Here is a 17,806-nt window from a genome sequence, read left to right on the forward strand (position 1 = left end):
GCGTGAGCGCAACCACATCGGCCCGATCGGTCGTCAGTTGCGGTCGCGCATGTCGAACTGGCTGCGCTTGGTGATGAGCTTGTTGAGGAGCATGACGAGAATCTGCTGCTCCGCCTCGCTCAGCACGTCCACCCATGCCGCTTCCCGCTCGTTCTGGGCACGGAACGTCTCCACGATCTCCCGCTCGCCGGCCTCGGTGAGCGACAAGCGGACCGACCGGCCGTCCTCCGGATCCGGGGTTCGCGTCAACAGACCCGCCTCGACCAGCGGTTTCGCCAGATTGGAGACGGCGGCACGGCTCATGCCGGTGAGCTTGGCGGCCATCTTCGGCTCGATCGGACCGGCCAGCCAGGTGACGAACATCAGCCGATAGGCCGACCACGACCGCCCCCGCGGGCGGTGCACGGCCGCCTCGAGGTCGTACGTGACGATGTCGGAGGCGCGGTTGAGAGTCAGCAGCACCTCGGTGGCCTGCTCGTGGTAGTCGCCGTATCGGTTGCTCAGGCGCCGGTTCGCGAGTTCGACGAAGGACCAGTAGTCGAGGTCGCGGGCGTCCGCTTCGGTCATGGCCTTCACCTTATCCGAGCTCGACAATTTAGTACACGTATTAATTACATGGGTGTGCCCCCCGACCCGGCAGAGCATCGGAGGGCACCGGCGGCCGAACGACCACGGCTCACGCGCGGGTCGGCCGGACCATCCCGATCGACCGCCCGCCTACGCTCCTACCTCGCCCCTCGTTCGGACCCCGGCCGGTGCCCCGCTCCGGACGCGTCGGACCCGAACAGCGCCCCCAGCCGCTGCAACAGACCCCGGCGCGGTCGCCGGTCGAGGTCCCGGACGATGACTGTGCTGCCACCCTCGGCCGCGGCCTCGACGATCACGACGTCACCGGGGAATCGCAGCTCCCACCGGCCGCGATCGACCGTCTGCGCGGTCGGCTCCTGCCTGCGCACGATCGCGTCGACCGTCGCCTGCACCGGATCCGGCGAGTGGTAGACCTCGGTGTTTCTCCTCGTCTCCCGATGCTCGTAGGTCTCGGCGATGTGGTCCCGGCTCTCGCCGCCGCAGCCCACGAGCAGCAGCGACGACACGAGCACCGGCACCGCCCGTTTCGCGACGGACGCCCGGCCCGCGCGCACGATTTCCCCCATGAAATCCCCCCGTATCGAATTGTTCCGCGGGGCACCATACAGTCCGGGAGTGAGCCACCTCGCGGGCGTGCACGTTTCGTGTCTCGTACCACGAGGCGGCGGGGAAGCATCCGCATCTGACTACGGGTGTGCACAATTGAAGGGCACCGCACCGACTCGACGCATCACGGAAGGCCTGGAATGAGTTCGACGGAGATCAGCGCCGACCCGCACGCCGGCACCCTGCGCAGCCCCCGCTTCTGGCTGGCGCCGGTCGTCGTGGTGACCGCCGTGATGGCGGCCCTGGCAGCCCTCTACATCGGCAGCATGATCAATCCGGCCGACAATCTGCACAGGTTCCCGGTCGCCATCGTCAACCAGGACGTCGGCGACGTGCTGCCCGGTTCGGACCAGCAGCGCAATCTCGGCGCCGAGATCACCGCCGCCGTCGCCGACGGGGTCGATCCGGCGGAGATCGACCTGCAGCAGGTCGGGATCTCCGGGGCGATCTCCGGTCTCGACTCGGGCCGGCTCTACGGCGCGATCGTGATTCCGAGCGACTTCACCAAACGCACGTCCATCCTGGCGCAGGGCAGCGTGATCCCCGGCGACATCGAGAAGCCGATCATCACCGTCTACACCAACCCCCGCACCGGCACCTTCGGCAAGGGCATCGTCGAATCGATCGCCGACCGCGCCCTGACCACCGTGAACGCCACCGTGGGGGAACAACTCACCACCACGGTCACCGACACCCTCGCCGCCAGCGCCCCGGATCTGCAGCTGTCCGGCGGCAGCCGGTTGACGCTGGCGGATCCGATCGATGTCCGCTTCGTCGAGCACAAGCCGCTGCCCGACGGCACCGGGCTGGGCCTGTCCGCGTTCTACTACACACTGCTGCTCATCCTCGCGGGCTTCACCGGCGCCACCATCGTCAACTCGCTCGTCGACAGCGCCCTCGGTTTCGTCCCCACCGAGTACGGGCCGTGGTACGTCGACCGGAAGACGGCGCATCTGTCGCGGTTCCGGGTGCTGCTCGTGAAGTGGGCGATCATGGTAATCCTGGGGCTGATCGTGTCGGCGCTCTACCTGTGGATCGCCACCCTGCTCGGCATGCCCGTGACGCGCGCCCTGCTGCTGTGGGAGTACGGGGCCCTCGCGATCACGGCCGTGGGCGTCACGTCGATCTCGGTGATGGCCGTGTTCGGTTCCGCCGGACTGCTGGTGAACCTGTTGATCTTCATCATCCTGGGCCTGCCGTCGTCGGGCGGGACCGTGCCGCTCGAGGCGATGCCCCCGCTGTACACGTGGCTGTCGACCTTCGAACCGATGCATCAGGTGTACATCGCGACCCGGGCCATCCTGTACTTCGACGGCAGTGGCCCCGCGGGGCTGACCCGCGGCGCCCTGATGACCCTGCTGGGTCTCGGGATCGGCCTCGCGCTCGGGGCGGTGGTGACTCGGATCTACGACGTGCGCGGGTTCCACCGCCGCAGCGACGCCGACCCCGCACTCGTTCCGGCGCAGGACACGTGAGACAGGACCCCGCTGCTCCTCGAGGGCAGAGCAGCGGGGTCCCGGGTCTCGAAGGTAGCGTTCCGATTCCGCCCGGCCCAGCCGCGCCGGGGTGAAACGGGGGATGAAACTGTCCCCGGCTGCGGCGTCGCCGGCAGCAGCGTGACCGAGCGGGCCAGCGGATGCCCGCGGACCGATAGCGGAGTATGCTCATTAATGAGTCCACTCATTCCGGGAGGCGCGAAATGGTCGAATCGGCGGGAGCGCCGGGTCGCCGAGACCGGAACATGCGTGACAAGCAGAGCCGAATCTTCGCTGCCGCCTCATCGTTGTTCGCGGAGAAGGGCTTCGCGGGGGTCACGACACAGCAGATCTCCGAACGCGCGGACGTCGCGGCCGGAACGTTGTTCCGCTACGCGACGTCCAAGGGCGAACTGCTGATGATGGTCTACAACCAGCAGTTCCGGGCGGCCCTGAGCATCGGCGAGCGCGAGTCACGCTCGCGGCGCGACCCGGTGGACGCCGTACTGGCCCTCGTCCGGCCCATTCTCGAGGCGGCCGACAGCAACGTCGAGAACACGGTGAATTACCAACGCGAGCTGCTGTTCGGCTCCGCAAGCGAGAAATACCGTTCCGAGGGACTCGATCTCGTCGCCCTCTTCGAGGAGACGGTCGCGTGCCGGCTCGTCGAGGCCGCGCGCAACCGCGGGCTGGACGAGAGGCAGGCGGAGGACCGGGCCCGGCACGCCGGCCGGAGCATCTTCGCGATCCTGCACCTGATCCTTGCGCGCGCGTTCACCGGTGCGCATCCACACAACGACCCCGAAGCCGACCTGCACGCCCAGATCGACCAGATCGTCACGGGCTTCTTCGCAGCACTCGACGACGACCGCCCGGCCCGCGGCACGCCGCAACCGGGCACGTCCTCACCCCAACGAAAGAAGGAATCATGACCAGCCGGATCAGCAAGGTGACGGTCCTCGGGACCGGTGTCCTCGGTGCGCAGATCGCGTTCCAGTCCGCCTACAGCGGGTTCGACGTCACCGCCTACGACATCAGCGACGACGCCCTGACCAACGCGCAGAAGCGCTTCGGCGAGCTCGCCGAGACGTACAAGCGTGAGGTTCCCGGTGCCGGCGACGGGAAGGCGGAGGCGGCTGCGACCGGCATCCGCCTGTCCTCCGACCTCGCGGACGCCGTCCGGGACGCAGACCTCGTCGTCGAGGCCGTACCCGAGGTCCTCGACATCAAGCGGGACACCTACACGAAGCTGGGCGCCGTCGCACCCGCGGAGACGATCTTCGCCACCAACTCCTCCACGCTCCTGCCCAGCGACATCAAGGACTTCACCGGCCGTCCCGACAAGTTCCTCGCGCTGCACTTCGCCAACCAGGTGTGGAAGTTCAACACGGCCGAGGTCATGGGCACCGACGACACCGACCCCGCGGTGTTCGACCGGGTCGTCGACTTCGCCGCGGCCATCGGCATGGTCCCCATCCCGATCCACAAGGAGAAGGCCGGCTACGTCCTGAACTCGCTGCTGGTGCCGTTCCTCAACGCCGCCGGTGAGCTCGCCGCGGGCGGCTTCGCCGCCCCCGAGGACGTCGACAAGGTGTGGCGGATCGCCACCGGGGCACCCATGGGCCCCTTCCAGATCTACGACGTCATCGGACTCACCACGCCGTACAACATCCTGTCCCACGGCGACGAGAAGGACCGGAAGATCGCCGCGTGGTTGAAGGCGAACTACATCGACGCCGGCAAGCTCGGCGTGGCGACCGGCGAAGGGTTCTACTCCTACTCCGACGGCCGGTAGAGGCAGATGCCGCGACAGGGCGGCGACTCGGGTACGACGGCAGTGGAACCACGAAGCATGCGCACGGCCCCGTAAGCCCCCACGGGTGGACGAGAACAGCGCATGGTTCCCCGGGCCGGGCTCGCCTCCCCGTCCGGAGCCGCCTTCCCGATCACGGACTTCCCCGAGAGCGACGTCCGGCTCCGCCGTGCGGGTGCGGAGCCGGACGTGGACGGGACCGTCCGCCGGCGGTGTCGGCACCGAGGTGCAGACTGGACCGGTGCGCACCGTGCTGGTTCCCGACACCGCCGGCGGGCAGTCGCCCGGCGGGTGGACCGTTCCGGTCGACCCCGACGGACGACCGCTCGCCGCTGCCGAGCACCACGACGACCTGACGACATTCGTGCGGACGTGCGAGGCGACGAACCCGCCGCGCTGGATCTGGACCGGCACCGCCTCCGTCTACCCCGCACTGCTGCGCGGCGGGGCCCGCGTGCGCCGATGCCACGACCTCGCCTCCACCCGCGCAATCCTCAACGTACGCGCCGGGATTCCCGCGCCACCGGAACAGCCGATCGACCAGCGACCGGGACTGTTCGACGTCGCTCCCACCGCCGACCTCGACTCGGTGCTCGCCGAGTTCGCCCGGCAGCGGGCCGAACTCGGTGGCCGCGCCCGGCTCGAACTGCTCGTCGCCGCCGAATCGGCGGGCACGCTGGCCGCCGCCGAGATGAGCTTCGACGGGCTGCCCTTCTCCGCCGACGCCCACCGGCGGGTGCTCGAGCGCACCCTCGGCCCGCGCCCCACCGACGACGGATTGCCGCCTCGGATAACCGAACTGAACGCCCGGATCGGTGCGGTTTTCGGTCGTGCGCTCAACCCGGCCTCGCACACCGAGGTGCTCGACGCGTTCCGGCGGGAAGGCATCGAGGTGCCGTCCACCCGCAAATGGGTACTGCGCGAACTCGACCATCCGGCGGTGCCGCTGCTCCTGCAGCACCGCGATCTGTCGAAGCTGCACAGCACCAACGGCTGGCACTGGCTCGACACCTGGGTGCGCGACGGCCGGTTCCGCCCGGTCTATGTGCCCGGTGCCGTGGTGTCCGGGCGCTGGGCGAGCCGCGGCGGTGGGGCCCTGCAGATTCCGAAGGCGTTGCGGTCGAGCGTGATCGCCGAGCCCGGCCACGTTTTCGTGATCGCCGATGCCGGCCAGCTCGAACCGCGCATCCTCGCCGCGATGTCCGGCGACCCGCGGATGACGACGGCGGCGGGGGCCGAGGACCTGTACGCGCCGGTGGCGGCGGCGACGTTCGGCGGCGACCGCGCGAAGGCGAAGGTGGCCGTGCTCGGCGTGCTCTACGGTGCGACGTCCGGTGAGTCGCGGGCGTTGCTCACGATGCTGAGGCGTAGTTTTCCCGAGGCGGTGGAGTTCGTCGAGCACGCCGCGCGGGCCGGGGAACGCGGCGAGGTGGTGCATTCGTGGCTGGGCCGCGCGTGCCCGCCGCCCGACGCCGGCTTCTTCGTGCACGGCGACGCGCGGGCCCGGGGACGGTTCACCCGCAACTTCGTCGTCCAGGCGACGGCCGCCGAGTGGGCGCTGTGCGTGCTGGCCGACCTGCGTCTGCGCCTGGCCGCCGGCGACGCCGGTGAGCTCGTCTTCTTCCAGCACGACGAGATCGTGGTGCACACCCGCACGCCGGAGACCGCGACGGCACACCTGTCCGCCGCGGTGGAGTCGGCCACCCGGTTGCTGTTCGGAGCCACCGAAGTGCGTTTCCCCATGCAGGTCTCGGTGCGCGACTGCTACGGCGCGGACGAGTCGTAGGCGGCGTGCGTCCACAGGTGGAATGAGGCGTAGGCCCGCCACGGACTCCACCGCCGCGTCCGGACCGTCACCTCGCGGGCGGTATCCACGCCGAGGGCCCTGCGCAGCACCAGATCTCCGACGGGACACGCGTCGCGGTCCCCGAGCACGCGCACGGCGAGGTAGTCCACGGTCCACGGCCCGATTCCCGGCAGTCCGAGAAGGTCCCGGCGGAACCGCACGGGGTCGGACGGATCGAGACCGTCGGCCGCGGCGCGGGCGAGCGCGAGCACGGTACGCACCCGGGCGCCGGTCAGCCCCACGGCCGCCTGCAGTTCGTGCGGGTCCGCACCGACGAGCCCGGTCGGCAACGGGAAGCAGAGCAGGCCGTCGCGTCCCGGATCGCCGTAGCGGGCGACGAGGCGGCCGGCGAACGTGGCGGCCGCCGCGACGCTGACCTGCTGTCCCAGCACCGTCTGGACGGCGGTGTCGAACCAGTCCGTCGTCCCGAGCACGCGCAGTCCCGGCCGGGCCGCCACCATCGGCGCGAGGTACGGATCGGCGCCGAGCGCCGCGTCGATCACGGCCGGGTCGGCATCGAGGTCCAGCCACCGCCGGACCGTCTGCTCCACCTCGGGTAGGTCGCGACGATCCGCGTCGATCCGGACGGACACGTGCTCGGAGCCGGGACGGATCGCGACCACCGTGGGACCGTACCGCCCCCGCACCGACCGGACGTGCGTGCCCGTGTCCGCGTCGTGCCGTTCGAGACCGGCGACGGTGTGGCTGCGCAGCGCGGCGAGCATCGGCGCCGCGGCCAGCGGCGGCGTCACGGTCGGCCGCAGGACGACGCTCACGCCGCGGTCTCGAGCCGGAGCAGGGCACGCTTGGCTTCCACCCCGCCCACGTACCGGCCGAGGTCGCCGTCGCCGCGCACCACGCGATGGCACGGCAGGACGACGGGCAGCGGATTCCTCGCGCACGCCGTGCCCACCGCCCGGACGGCGCGGGGGCTGCCCGCTACGGCCGCCACCTCGGCGTAGCTCGCGGTCCGGCCGTAGCCGGGCAGGTGCGTGATCACCTCGCGCCGGAAACCCCGCGCCAGGCTCAGGTCGAGCGGCAGGTCGAAGGTGGTGCGCGTGCCGCGGAAGTACTCGTCGAGCTGGCGAGCGGCGGTGTCGAGCCGGGCGGGTGCGGCAAGGATGCGGGGGCTGATGTCGGCGGCGAGCCGATCGAGGACCGCGTCGTGGTTCTCGACGGCGTACGCGACCCGCACGAGTCCGGCGGGGGTGGCGGCGAGCAGCAGCGGCCCGACCGGGGTGTCCACGATGCGGTAGGCGACGTCGAGCAGGTCGGCGGCGCCGGCAGCGACGGTCAGCCGGGCGTGCAGGCGGGTCAGATCGGCGGTGGCGACAGGGGACGGTTCGAGCGTCATGACGGTTCCTCCGTCGGATAGCGGCGGCGCAGCGCGGCCCGGCCGTCGGCGGCGGCGCGGCGCGCGGCGTCGGTGGAGTTGCCGAGAATCGTGGCGATCTCGGCGTAGGGCAGGCCGACCACGTGGTGGTAGACGATGGCGGCGCGTTGGGTGAACGGCAGCGCGGCGACCGCGGACCACAGGTCGTCGTCGGGTGCGGGGATGCCCGCGTCGGCCGGGCGCTCCGGGAGGACGGCGACGGGTACCGGCGTGCGAGCCCGGGACCGGTGGACGTCGACGGCCTTGCGATGGGCGATCGTCACGAGCCACGCCTCGACGTTGCTGCCCGGACGCAGCGCCGGGTAGGCGCGCAGCGCGGCGAGGAACGTCTCGGACCAGGCGTCGTCGGCGTCGACGGGACCGAGCAGCGCGCGGCACACCCGCAGGACGGTGCCGCCGTGCTCGGCGACGACCCGCTCGAACGGGGGCAGCGGGTCACGGGACGGCACGGGTCACCTGCGCCTCCCGGTCGAGCAGGTAACGCTTGCGGTCGAGACCGCCGGCGTACCCGGTGAGGGTGCCGTCGCGGCCGATCACGCGGTGGCACGGCACCACGATGCTCACCGGGTTGCGGCCGTTGGCGGCGGCCACCGCGCGCACGGCGGTGGGTTGGCCGACCGCGGCGGCGAGCTCGGTGTACGTGCACACCGTGCCGTACGGGACGGCCTGCAGCGCCTGCCACACCCGGCGCTGGAACGGGGTTCCGTGCAGCCCGAGCGGCACGGTGAACTCGGTGCGCCGGCCCGCGAAGTATTCGTCGAGCTGCTCGGTGATCTCCTCGAAACCGGTCGCCGCGAGATCCCCGAAGGTGTGCGGGCCGGGTCGGTGCCGATGTTCGGCGAGGTACAGGCCGCTGAGGGCCCCGTCGGTCCGCACCAGAGTCAGCGGTCCGATCGGTGAGTCGACGACCGTGTGGGTTCGCGTCGCGTTCACGGGTTCGATCCTTCCATCCGGTGTATACGGGGTAGACGCCTCCACGGGCGGAAACGTGAGATCGATCCGTGACGCAGTTCACCGGGCCGTGGCCGGAATACCCGGGAACGGGTCGGTGTTGAAGAGTTCGGATCGGCACGCTCCGTGTCCCCCGGGCTCAATATTTCTGCCTTTGCAGAGTTCCGTCCGGCTGGAGCTGCATTGCGCCTTTCGCCGTGAGGCGACCGAGCGTGCCGGTCCTTCATCTTTCGTCGGGGGGCGTGGCCCCGCCCCGGCCGGGGAACCCGGACTCATGGCCAGGCGAACCGAACCCGCGGTCGCGTCGTCGAGCCAGTGGATCGACGACGACGACGGAATCCGATACCCGCGCGGCGATACGCACGCCTGGACGCCCGGCACCAATCAGACCCTGTGCGGACTCCCGCTCTCCCGCACCCGCCTCGCCCGCTTCCCGCACGTGCCGTGGAGCGAGGCGCTGTACCTGGCGGACACCGGCGAACACGGTGTCGTACCGTGCCGCCGCTGCACCGCGGCCACGCGCCACGATCGGCCCCGGTGGACCCGCACGGACCCGCGGCCGTGACCGCCGTTCGGCTCCGCGCCGGGACGCGCGATGCCATGCTGTGAAGCCATGGCGGAACCGAGAGAGCGGGACCGGAGCTTCGAACGGTATCTGACGTTCCTCGACGCGATCGTGGCCATCGCGATCACCCTGCTGGTGCTGCCGCTCGTCGATCGAGCCTCCGATCACGAGGGGACGACGATCGAATTGCTGCACGACGCCACCGGAGCGATCGGGGCGTTCGCCCTGAGCTTCGTCGTCATCTTCCGGTTCTGGTGGGGGCAGCACCGGCTGGTCCGCGACATCGTCGCCGACGATCCCTGGGTCGATCGGGCGCTGTTCCTGTGGGCACTCACCATCGTCTTCCTGCCCTTCCCCTCCGCGCTGGTGGCGACGAACTCCGACGAGACCGCGACCCGTGCGCTGTACATCGGCACCATGGCGGCCAGCGGGGCGGCGCTGATGTTGTCGGCGTGGGCCGCCGGCCGGCACCCGGCCGTCACGGCGGGCGCCGAGCCACCGGATCTGGCGGGGACTGTCGTGCTGACGGCGCTCATGGTGGTGGCACTGGTCCTGAGCGTGACCGTCCCGCCGCTGTCGTACTACCCCCTGCTGTTGTTGCTGCTGTCGGGTCCGTTGACCGGGCTCGTGCGGCGCGGCCGTCACCCGTCCGGCGCTCGAGTCAGGTCACCGATGGGAGCCGCTCGCCGCCCAGTCATCCGCGGCGACGATCGTCAGAGCGGATGACCGGCCGGAGAGCGGGTACCCGCTCGGACAGCACCCGCTCGAGCTTCCCGGCCGCGCCCCGCAGTACCTCGGTCGCGTTCCTCGGCAGCATCCCGTAGTTCGGTGCCGCGGCGAGCACCGCAAACCCTCCGCCCGTGCAGAATCCGATCACGCCGACCTTGCCGGTGCAGTCGCCTGTCCACCGGCAACAGCCGCGCGCCGGCCGGTCATCCGCGGCGACGATTGTCGACGCGGACGACCGGGCGGCACGCGGATGTGGGAACGCAACCCCTCCGAAGTGGACTTATTTTTTCTTTTGGGTATGGTCGAGCCGAGTTCGCGATTGCCGATTCGGAAAGGATTGACAATGGCTGCCAAGTCCGCCGTCAAAAGTTCCAAACAGTCCGCCCGCGCTTTGAAGGAGCGCCGCGCGGAAAAACGAGCCAAGGCTCAGGATGCGGGTCAGCTCATCCGCAAGCGCAAGAGCTGACCACTCGATCAAAGCCGGGACACACACTCGAATGCACTCCACGACAACGACTCTGGAGACCCTCTACCGGAACATCGGCGAAATGATGACGCGAGACCGGAATCTCGAAATCGACTTTCCGGGATACCGCCAAGGGCTGGAAACCGCCCGGCTGTACGTACTCGACGAACTGGCCCGATACTCCGCTTTTTCGATGGCGAGAAAGGACAGCGCAGAGAAGAAGGCACGAGCCGCATGAAAATCACCAGGCATGCGCTGCAGAATATTCGCAGCAATCTGGAAAACGAACTGGCGACCGTCGGATCGTCCACCCACACCCGGGGCTACCGCCGCGGGCTCCACGACGCCCTGGCGCACGTGGTCGCCCTGCAGGACACCACCGACGCGCGCACACCGCACTGAAAACCTCTCCCCTCGCTCCGTCCCGGCCGATGCACCCGGGACGGAGCGTCGTCTCGGCCCGGTGTGGCCGGTGTCGAAAGCGATGACCGAACCATGATGCGCATCCCTGTGAGCGCGCCCGGCGCCCGGCTCGAGTCGGGCAGCACACCCGTGCGGGCCGCCGTGCTGAAGGTGATGTTCCTACCCCTGGACATCGGCGAACGGCCCGTACCACCCCCGGTACCCGCCGTGCCCTACGCCGAGCCGTTCCTGCCGGCCCGGATCGCCGGCCGCACCGGCTACCTCGAACGCCCCGCTGCCCTGCTGGCCTTCCGGCACCGCGCCGAACCCGGCACTCGGCTGACCTTCGGGGCGCCGACCCCCGCCGCGCACCCACGCCCGTACGACGGACCGGCGGGGGCATGTGCGTCACTGTGGGAGGTGCCGGGGGCCGGACCGGTACTGGTCTGCGAGATCCTGTCCGCCGATCCACCGGGTGCCGTGCTCACCTGGCACAGCGACCCCCTGTTCGACGGCGCCGAGACGGGCTTCCGGCGGACCCTCGACACCTTCCTCGCCCCGTTCGGGATCACCGCCGACGCCAGCCTGGTCGACCTGTTCCCGCGACTGGACACCCGGCTGCCCGACACGGAGGTGTACCGCCCCCTCGCGCAGGTCGCCGTCCGCACCGCGCCTCCCCTTACCGACGAACCGTCGATCGAGGGACTGGTGGTCGAGGTCGCCGGCGACGCACGCGAGGCGGCGCGCCGTCTGGTCGACGGCCCACCCGCCGGCGTACTGGCCGAGGCAGCGGCGCGCTCGTGCGGACGGTTGCAGGCCTGGCACCGGCCGGCCGCGACGGACGTGGCCGTGCGCAAGGACGGCCGGGCGTTGCTGCTCGACCTCGGGGGCGGATATGTCGGCGCGGACAGCCGGGAGACGCTGTACCACCTGCTCGGCTGGACGGGCCTGCGCGCACAGCTGCATGCCGATCACCGTCGCCTGCTGACCGCGCTCCGGCGGCACGAGACGCTCGACCCCGACGAGATCCGCACCGCCCTCGGCGATGTCGCGCGGGCACGGGTGCGACTCGTCGAACTCGCCGTGCTGTCCGCCGAGGCTCGGCCGGCGCACGACGACCCGAAGTGGGCACGCACCCTGCTCGTGTCGTCCGGCGCCGGGGAGGTCACCGCGGTGCGGGCGGCGGTGGAGGAGTTGTGCGCCGCCGCCGAGCGGGTGCTGTGGCAGCGCCTGCACCTGCGCTCGACTCGCCGGTCGTGGTGGGCCGACCCGAAGGCGATGGCGGCCGCCGCGACCTGGGTGGTGTTCGTCGTTGCGGTCACCGCGTTCGCGGCGTCGACGCAGGTGCTGGCCGGTGCGGCGATCGTCGCCGTGGCCGCCGGTGCGGCCCTGGGGTTCGCCGAGTCCCTCGAACGCCGACGGGCGCCGAAGCGACGACGTCGCGACCGCCGGTGAGTGCCACCCTCCAGCACGCGCGCGCAGAACGCACCCTCACGCCGCCATCGTCGGAGCGATCGCCTCCATCTGTTCGAGTACCAGCTTGATCGCGCCTGCCTGCCGATCCGGCGGGTATTTGTACCGCGTGAGCAGCCGCTTGATCTGCGAGCGCAACTTGGCCTTGACGTCTGCCCGCACGCGCCAGTCGGTCCTGACGTCGCGACGCATGACGGCGACGAGTTCCCGGGCGATCTGGGCGAGCACATCGTCGCCCTGCTCGGTGACGGCGGATTCGTTCTGGGCCACGGCGTCGTAGAAGGCGAGTTCGTGCCAGTCCAGCGGCGGATCGAAGCGGCGGCCGCGGTCGCTCTCGGCCTGCACCTCCTGCGCGACCTCGACCAGCGCGGCGATCACCTCCGCCGAGGTGAGCTGCGAATTGGTGTACTTGTTCATCAGCTCCTGCAGGCGTTGTGAGAACGCTCGCTGACGTACCAGATTGTGCCGTGCGACCTTTCGCGCCTCCTCGTTGATGAGCTTGCGAAGCGCCTCGATCGCGAGGTTCGGGTTCTTCGCGTGTTCGGCCCGTGCCAGGAACTCCGCATTGAGTTCGGTGAGCGAGGGCCGCGGAATGCCGGCGGCGTCGTAGATGTCGAGTACCTCGCCCGATTCGACCGAGGCGGCCATGAGCTGACGCAAGGCGCGCCGCACGTCCTCCGGAACAGCGAGCCCCCGCGCCTGCCGATCCTCGGCGTCGAACTTCGCCATGTAGACGCGGACTTCCTCGAAGAACTTCGCGTCGGCGGCCAGCCCTCCCAGATCGGGATGGGTGCCGCAGATCGCCCAGGAACGGGACAGTTGGGAGGAGAATTTCCGGAAGCGGGCCGCAAGAGTCTCGTCCCCTTCCGGCACCCGGTTCTCCGGAAGCTTCGGGTCGCGCAGGTAGTTCACGGTGGCGAGCACAGCTTCGATATAGCCACGCGGTCCGGTGGCGGACCGGAGGCGCGACCGCCAGTCGAAACCGTGCAGCATGTTCGCGAGCACCGTGAGCAGATTCTTGACGGCGTCGACGGACTCCTCGATCGGCCGGCCCAGCGGTTTGGTCTCCTGATCCGTCGCCGTGTACTCGGCCAGCGCCTCGGCGAGGTTGTCGGCGACGGGCGCGTAAGCCACGAGCAGCCCGTCGCGCTTGCCGCGGAAGGTGCGGTTGACCCGGGCGAGGGCCTGCATGAGCAGCGCACCCTTCAACGGCCGGTCGAGGTAGAGGGTGTGCAGCGGCGGCGCATCGAAGCCGGTGAGCAGCATGTCCTTGACGATGACGATTTCGAGCTCGTCGTCGATGTCCTTGAGCCGCTTCTTGATCGCGGCGTTAGCCGAGTCGCGGCGCACATGCCTGTCGATCGGCGGCTGATCGGCCGCGGTTCCCGAGTAGACGACTTTGATTCGCCCACTGGAGATCTCGTCCGAATGCCAATCCGGGCGCAGCGCGACGATCTCGTCGTAGAGATTGGCGCAGATCTCGCGGGTCGCGCACACGATCAGGGCCTTGCCGGGCGCGGTGGGGTTGTCGTCGGACCCGACGAATTTGGCCATCTGCTCGCGGCGACTCTCCCAGTGCTCGACGAGGTCGGCGGCGAGCTTGTGCAGCCGGGCCGGCGCGCCGTAGACGGCGTTGACGACCGCGACGGACTTCTCGATGCGGTCGCGGTCGGTGTCGTCGAGTCCGACGGTGAGTTCGTCGGCGGACGCGTCGATCTGCTCCTCGGTCACGTCGCCGGCGAACGCGACCTTGACCAGCCGGCTTTCGAAGTGGACCGGGACGGTGGCGCCGTCCTCGACCGCACGGGTGAGGTCGTAGACGTCGATGTAGTCGCCGAACACCGCCCGGGTGTCCCGGTCCTCGAACGAGACGGGCGTGCCGGTGAAGGCGATGAGGGTCGCGTGCGGCAGCGCGTCGCGCAGGTGGCGCGCGTAGCCGTCGAGGTTGTCGTAGTGGCTGCGGTGCGCCTCGTCGACGATGACGATGACGTTGCGCCGGGCCGAGAGGAGGGGGTGGCTGTGGCCGGATTCGCGTTCGTCACGGCTGCGCCCGAATTTCTGCAGGGTCGTGAAGTAGATCCCGCCGGTTGTCCGGCCGGACAGTTCCTGTCGGAGTTCGTCACGGCGCCGAATCTGCCGCGGCTTTTCGGGGAGCAGCTGGGAGCGCAGAAACGTCTCGTAGAGTTGGCCGTCGAGTTCGTTGCGGTCGGTGATGACGACGACGGTCGGGTTGGCGAGCCGGGGGTGGCGGATCACCTGGTTCGCGTACAGCTCCATTTCCATCGACTTACCGGAGCCCTGGGTATGCCAGACGACGCCGGCCTTGCCCTCGGAGTCGACGGCGTGCACGGTCGACGCGACGGCTTTGGTGACGGCGAAGTACTGGTGCGGCTTGGCGATGCGCTTGATCAGCCCGCCCTCGCTCTGATCGAACGCCGTGAAGTCGCGTACGAGCTGCAGGAACCGTTCGAGGTTGAACAGCCCGTACAGGGCGACGTCTAGGGCTGTGTGGTCGCCGGTGGGTTCGATCGGGCGGCCGTCGTCATCGACGTTCCAGGGGGAGAAGTGTTCGTACGGGGTGAAGGGCGTCCCGTACTTGGCGGTGATGCCGTCGGAGACGAGCGCGACGACGACAAAGCGGAACGCGAGCGGGAACTCTCGTAGGTAGGTGTGCAGCTGGGCGTGGGCACCGTTGAGCCCGGCATGCTCGCTGCCGGCGTTCTTCAGTTCGATCACCGCGACGGGCATCCCGTTGAGGTACAGAACCACGTCGAAGCGGCGCTCATGGTCGCCGCGGATTACGGTCACCTGACGCGCGGCGAGCCAGTCGTTGTCGTCCGGGTCCACGGAAATCAGGCGGATCGTGGGTGTGACCTCCACGCCGCTGTCGTCGACATAGTTGATCTTGCGCAAGCCTTCGGTGAGGTATGCGTGCACGGCGCGATTCTCCGAGATCGCGTCGGTGGATCCGGCGGTGGTGACCACGTCCACGGCCTGCTCGATCACCTGGGGCGGCAGGTCGGGGTTCAGCCGGGCGAGCGCCGTGCGCAGGCGCGGCTCGATCACCAAGTCGTCCCACGACGAGCGTTCCCCGCTGCCAGGGGCGATGTCCACTCCGGACACGGGACGCCAGCCCAGTTCGCCGAGGGTGTCGAGCGCGAGCTGCTCCCACACCGACTCGTTCAGGCTGTGGCCCGTGAAATCCAGGATGTCTGCCATGGCACCAACTTAAGAGGTCGGCTCGCGTCGAGCGAGCAGGCGGGCGGTGATCTGTCGAGACTTGTCGTCGATTGCACGGGGCGCTATCAGTCGATTGATAACCCGCGTTATCGCGTTCAAGGTACTGCGATTGAGCTACTCGGGTCGAAGCTGGGAGCGTCCCGCACCGCTCGATCGAGGAGATCTTGTGACGTACCCGAGCCTTCATCCCGCCCCTGCGGCCGAGGTCGATTCGTCCCGGCGCGCCTTCCGTCGGGGTTTCACCGTCGGCGTCGCCGCCGCCCTCGCCGTCGGTGCGCTGGTGACGGGGGTCGTGCTCGTGGTGCGGAACATCGCCGGCCCGGACTCGTTCACGGTGGGCGGCACGATGACGCTGCAGGACGGATTCACCCCCAGTTCCGCGACGCAGTTCGACTGCGAGGGCGAGGGTGGCTACTCCGACATGTCCCCCGCGGCGGCGGTGACTGTCTCGGACCAGTCCGGCACCCTCCTCGCCAAAGGCCGGCTCGACGGCAGCATCGACATGGGCGACAGCTGCATCTTCACGTTCGCCGTCGCGGACGTCCCGCGCGGGGCCGCCTTCTACGAGGTGGAGATCTCCCACCGCGGAGGCATTTCGTTCACCGAGTCCGAAGCCGAGGACGGCATCTCCCTCAGCCTCGGCGACTGATCACCCATCTTCCATTCGAAAGCAGGTTTGTCGTGAACCAGAACGATCCGCGTATCCAGCCGCCGCAGGGCTTCCCGGCCCCGCAGTACCCGGGCTGGCAGAACTCGGCCGTCCAGCCGCAGCCGCCGCAGAAGAAGCGCAAGAAGTGGCCGTGGGTCGTCGGAGCCGTCGTCGCGCTGTTCGTGATTGCCGGTGTGTCCGGCGGTGACGAAGAGGACTCCTCCACGGCGACCGCGCCGTCGGCCGGGCAGACCCGAGAAGATCGGGAGTCGGCACCGTCCCGCCCCACCCAGGCCGAGCAGCCGGCCGCAGGGCTCGACACCCCGGTGCGCGACGGCAAGTTCGAGTTCGTCGTCACCGAGGTGCAGACCGGGCTGACCACGTTGGGCGACAACCAGTTCCTGGCCGAGGAAGCCCAGGGCCAGTTCGTCATCGTGACGATGACGGTCTCCAACATCTCCGATCAGCCGAAGGGTCTGAGCCCGAGCGATCAGAAGTTGATCGACTCCCAGGGCCGCACGTTCAGCCCGGACACGTCCGCCGCGCTGAACCTGGAGACCGACGTCGCGTTCTGGGACGAGATCAACCCCGGCAACACCGTCACGATGCCGGTCGTGTTCGACATGCCGGTCGATGCGGTTCCCGCCTCGATCGAACTGCACGACTCCATGTTCTCCGGCGGAGTCACCGTCTCCCTGCGGTGACGTCCCCGGGGCCGGTGCGCCCGCGAGGGGTCGGGCGCACCGGCACTTCCCCGCCTCGGGGAGCGAGCGAATGTATCGCTCGTCCGACCCCCTCCCATCCCGAGCGAATGCCTCGCTCACCACCTCAGAACGGCGCCCGCTCCTGGGGTCGATTCTCAGACGAAGGGCAAGACGATGTCGGACGACAAGACGCCCGCACCCGCCGGCTGGTACCCCGATCCGAACGGGGGCCAGCGTTACTGGGACGGCACCCGGTGGCTGGACTTCCCCGGCTCCGGCGCCGTCGACGGCAAGAAGCGCCGAATCAGGAAGAAGCCGCTCCTGATCATGCTGGCAGTCCTGCTGCTCGCCGTGGGTGGTGGGGCGCTCACCTGGAAGCTGAATCACGACGCCCAGGTTGCGGCGCAGGTCGCGGCGGCAGAGGAAGCTGCACAGCGCGAAGCGGAACGCCTGGCCGCCGAGAAGGCGGCGCAGCAGCAACGCGACAACGCCGAGCGCGCCTCCCGCGCGCGATCCGTCTCTGAGATCGAGTCGAGTGTGGAGCAGATGGCGAACAAGCACATCGACAACGGAATGTTCGACGGGCCGGTGATCGAGGTGACCTGCTCACCCGTCAACGGCGGGTCCACCGACAACCTCACCGAGACGACGACGGTGTTCGAGTGCTTCGTCGCGACCGAGGACAACGGCGACGGCACGATGAGCGGGTACAAGTACCACGCGACGATGAACTGGACGACGGGCAGCTTCACCTACGGGTTCGGGGCGCCGTAGCGACGACGACAGCCGCACGCTTCGGCGTCCTGTCGCACCTCAGGACGTTACGCCCGTCCCTCCACACCTGCGCCGTACATCGACAACGAAAGCGACGGTTGTCGATGTACGGCGCCGTCCAGACTGCGAGGC

At 69.6% G+C, this 17,806-nt stretch carries 20 protein-coding genes; 12 read left to right on the forward strand and 8 right to left on the reverse strand.

The features are described 5' to 3' along the window. Positions 1 to 33: 33 nt before the first annotated feature. Positions 34 to 567 (reverse strand): MarR family winged helix-turn-helix transcriptional regulator, encoded by a 534-nt coding sequence (locus tag RR3_RS02945; RefSeq protein ID WP_026137528.1) that lies wholly within the window; start codon positions 565 to 567, stop codon positions 34 to 36. Positions 568 to 725: 158 nt separating this feature from the next. Further along, positions 726 to 1,154, reverse strand: a complete 429-nt coding sequence (locus RR3_RS02950; protein WP_048771579.1) for a DUF4247 domain-containing protein — start codon at positions 1,152 to 1,154, stop codon at positions 726 to 728. 180 nt (positions 1,155 to 1,334) lie between these two features. Between RR3_RS02950 and RR3_RS02955 the strand changes: the two genes are divergently transcribed. From RR3_RS02955 to RR3_RS02970, 4 genes are all read left to right on the forward strand, one after another. After that, positions 1,335 to 2,669, forward strand: a complete 1,335-nt coding sequence (locus RR3_RS02955) for a YhgE/Pip domain-containing protein (RefSeq protein WP_064066080.1) — start codon at positions 1,335 to 1,337, stop codon at positions 2,667 to 2,669. 266 nt (positions 2,670 to 2,935) lie between these two features. Then, on the forward strand, positions 2,936 to 3,601 hold the full coding sequence (locus RR3_RS02960) for a TetR/AcrR family transcriptional regulator (RefSeq protein WP_017679707.1): 666 nt from the start codon (positions 2,936 to 2,938) through the stop codon (positions 3,599 to 3,601). Then, entirely contained in the window at positions 3,598 to 4,464 is an 867-nt protein-coding gene (locus RR3_RS02965; protein ID WP_017679708.1) for a 3-hydroxyacyl-CoA dehydrogenase, read from the forward strand. The genes RR3_RS02960 and RR3_RS02965 overlap by 4 nt, the downstream gene beginning before the upstream one ends. A 259-nt stretch (positions 4,465 to 4,723) precedes the next feature. Further along, positions 4,724 to 6,268 carry a bifunctional 3'-5' exonuclease/DNA polymerase gene (locus tag RR3_RS02970; protein WP_064066097.1) on the forward strand — a complete coding sequence of 515 codons (1,545 nt, stop codon included), beginning with the start codon at positions 4,724 to 4,726 and terminating at the stop codon, positions 6,266 to 6,268. Here RR3_RS02970 and RR3_RS02975 read toward each other — a convergent pair. From RR3_RS02975 to RR3_RS02990, 4 genes are read right to left on the reverse strand one after another with little or no spacing between them, the layout of a single operon-like run. After that, entirely contained in the window at positions 6,247 to 7,104 is an 858-nt protein-coding gene (locus RR3_RS02975; RefSeq protein ID WP_010595654.1) for a DNA-3-methyladenine glycosylase family protein, read from the reverse strand. The genes RR3_RS02970 and RR3_RS02975 overlap by 22 nt on opposite strands. Beyond that, positions 7,101 to 7,682 carry a methylated-DNA--[protein]-cysteine S-methyltransferase gene (locus tag RR3_RS02980; protein ID WP_048771568.1) on the reverse strand — a complete coding sequence of 194 codons (582 nt, stop codon included), beginning with the start codon at positions 7,680 to 7,682 and terminating at the stop codon, positions 7,101 to 7,103. Before RR3_RS02980 ends, RR3_RS02975 begins: the two co-directional genes overlap by 4 nt. Next, positions 7,679 to 8,170 carry an RNA polymerase sigma factor gene (locus RR3_RS02985; RefSeq protein WP_064066081.1) on the reverse strand — a complete coding sequence of 164 codons (492 nt, stop codon included), beginning with the start codon at positions 8,168 to 8,170 and terminating at the stop codon, positions 7,679 to 7,681. The genes RR3_RS02980 and RR3_RS02985 overlap by 4 nt, the downstream gene beginning before the upstream one ends. After that, positions 8,157 to 8,654: a methylated-DNA--[protein]-cysteine S-methyltransferase gene (locus RR3_RS02990; protein WP_064066082.1), complete on the reverse strand. Its 498-nt coding sequence runs from the start codon at positions 8,652 to 8,654 to the stop codon at positions 8,157 to 8,159. Before RR3_RS02990 ends, RR3_RS02985 begins: the two co-directional genes overlap by 14 nt. Positions 8,655 to 8,946: 292 nt before the next feature. Here RR3_RS02990 and RR3_RS02995 point away from each other — a divergent pair, with 292 nt between their 5' ends. Continuing rightward, a complete protein-coding gene (locus RR3_RS02995; protein WP_064066083.1) occupies positions 8,947 to 9,237 on the forward strand; it encodes a hypothetical protein in 291 nt (96 codons plus the stop codon). A 48-nt stretch (positions 9,238 to 9,285) separates the two neighbouring features. Beyond that, positions 9,286 to 9,963 (forward strand): TMEM175 family protein, encoded by a 678-nt coding sequence (locus RR3_RS03000; RefSeq protein ID WP_064066084.1) that lies wholly within the window; start codon positions 9,286 to 9,288, stop codon positions 9,961 to 9,963. Here RR3_RS03000 and RR3_RS25310 read toward each other — a convergent pair. Beyond that, the gene (locus tag RR3_RS25310) at positions 9,932 to 10,186 is read right to left on the reverse strand and encodes a dienelactone hydrolase family protein (protein ID WP_199915387.1); all 255 of its coding nucleotides are present in this window, start codon (positions 10,184 to 10,186) and stop codon (positions 9,932 to 9,934) included. The two genes, RR3_RS03000 and RR3_RS25310, sit on opposite strands and share 32 nt — an antisense overlap. 123 nt (positions 10,187 to 10,309) lie before the next feature. Here RR3_RS25310 and RR3_RS25090 point away from each other — a divergent pair, with 123 nt between their 5' ends. From RR3_RS25090 to RR3_RS03015, 3 genes are all read left to right on the forward strand, one after another. Then, positions 10,310 to 10,432 (forward strand): hypothetical protein, encoded by a 123-nt coding sequence (locus RR3_RS25090; RefSeq protein WP_255325546.1) that lies wholly within the window; start codon positions 10,310 to 10,312, stop codon positions 10,430 to 10,432. Positions 10,433 to 10,666: 234 nt separating this feature from the next. Next, positions 10,667 to 10,834 (forward strand): hypothetical protein, encoded by a 168-nt coding sequence (locus RR3_RS24810; protein ID WP_017679713.1) that lies wholly within the window; start codon positions 10,667 to 10,669, stop codon positions 10,832 to 10,834. 93 nt (positions 10,835 to 10,927) lie between these two features. Then, entirely contained in the window at positions 10,928 to 12,289 is a 1,362-nt protein-coding gene (locus RR3_RS03015; RefSeq protein WP_064066085.1) for a hypothetical protein, read from the forward strand. A gap of 36 nt (positions 12,290 to 12,325) precedes the next feature. Here RR3_RS03015 and RR3_RS03020 read toward each other — a convergent pair whose 3' ends face one another. After that, positions 12,326 to 15,526, reverse strand: coding sequence for a type I restriction endonuclease subunit R (locus RR3_RS03020; RefSeq protein ID WP_064066086.1), 3,201 nt, complete (start codon positions 15,524 to 15,526; stop codon positions 12,326 to 12,328). Between the two features lie 187 nt (positions 15,527 to 15,713). On the opposite strand from RR3_RS03020, the gene RR3_RS03025 reads away from it, so the two are divergent. The 3 genes from RR3_RS03025 (at position 15,714) to RR3_RS03035 (ending at position 17,674) form a co-directional block, all read left to right on the forward strand. Further along, the gene (locus RR3_RS03025; RefSeq protein WP_010595662.1) at positions 15,714 to 16,196 is read left to right on the forward strand and encodes a hypothetical protein; all 483 of its coding nucleotides are present in this window, start codon (positions 15,714 to 15,716) and stop codon (positions 16,194 to 16,196) included. A 32-nt stretch (positions 16,197 to 16,228) separates the two neighbouring features. Then, the gene (locus tag RR3_RS03030; protein ID WP_010595663.1) at positions 16,229 to 16,900 is read left to right on the forward strand and encodes a DUF4352 domain-containing protein; all 672 of its coding nucleotides are present in this window, start codon (positions 16,229 to 16,231) and stop codon (positions 16,898 to 16,900) included. 174 nt (positions 16,901 to 17,074) lie between these two features. Further along, complete coding sequence (locus RR3_RS03035) at positions 17,075 to 17,674, forward strand: DUF2510 domain-containing protein (RefSeq protein WP_010595664.1); 600 nt, start codon at positions 17,075 to 17,077, stop codon at positions 17,672 to 17,674. The last annotated feature ends 132 nt before the right edge of the window (positions 17,675 to 17,806 follow it).

The sequence above is a fragment of the Rhodococcus ruber NBRC 15591 genome, from assembly GCF_001894945.1.
Lineage (GTDB): Bacteria > Actinomycetota > Actinomycetes > Mycobacteriales > Mycobacteriaceae > Rhodococcus > Rhodococcus ruber.

Bases quoted from the DNA above. Each gene is read 5' to 3' on its own strand.
- RR3_RS03020 (WP_064066086.1), bottom strand. From the start codon at position 15,526: ATGGCAGACATCCTGGATTTCACGGGCCACAGCCTGAACGAGTCGGTG.
- RR3_RS02950 (WP_048771579.1), bottom strand. From the start codon at position 1,154: ATGGGGGAAATCGTGCGCGCGGGCCGGGCGTCCGTCGCGAAACGGGCG.
- RR3_RS02960 (WP_017679707.1), top strand. From the start codon at position 2,936: ATGCGTGACAAGCAGAGCCGAATCTTCGCTGCCGCCTCATCGTTGTTC.
- RR3_RS03035 (WP_010595664.1), top strand. From the start codon at position 17,075: ATGTCGGACGACAAGACGCCCGCACCCGCCGGCTGGTACCCCGATCCG.
- RR3_RS02955 (WP_064066080.1), top strand. From the start codon at position 1,335: ATGAGTTCGACGGAGATCAGCGCCGACCCGCACGCCGGCACCCTGCGC.
- RR3_RS03015 (WP_064066085.1), top strand. From the start codon at position 10,928: ATGATGCGCATCCCTGTGAGCGCGCCCGGCGCCCGGCTCGAGTCGGGC.
- RR3_RS02980 (WP_048771568.1), bottom strand. From the start codon at position 7,682: ATGACGCTCGAACCGTCCCCTGTCGCCACCGCCGATCTGACCCGCCTG.
- RR3_RS25090 (WP_255325546.1), top strand. From the start codon at position 10,310: ATGGCTGCCAAGTCCGCCGTCAAAAGTTCCAAACAGTCCGCCCGCGCT.
- RR3_RS24810 (WP_017679713.1), top strand. From the start codon at position 10,667: ATGAAAATCACCAGGCATGCGCTGCAGAATATTCGCAGCAATCTGGAA.
- RR3_RS02995 (WP_064066083.1), top strand. From the start codon at position 8,947: ATGGCCAGGCGAACCGAACCCGCGGTCGCGTCGTCGAGCCAGTGGATC.
- RR3_RS02965 (WP_017679708.1), top strand. From the start codon at position 3,598: ATGACCAGCCGGATCAGCAAGGTGACGGTCCTCGGGACCGGTGTCCTC.
- RR3_RS03000 (WP_064066084.1), top strand. From the start codon at position 9,286: ATGGCGGAACCGAGAGAGCGGGACCGGAGCTTCGAACGGTATCTGACG.
- RR3_RS02945 (WP_026137528.1), bottom strand. From the start codon at position 567: ATGACCGAAGCGGACGCCCGCGACCTCGACTACTGGTCCTTCGTCGAA.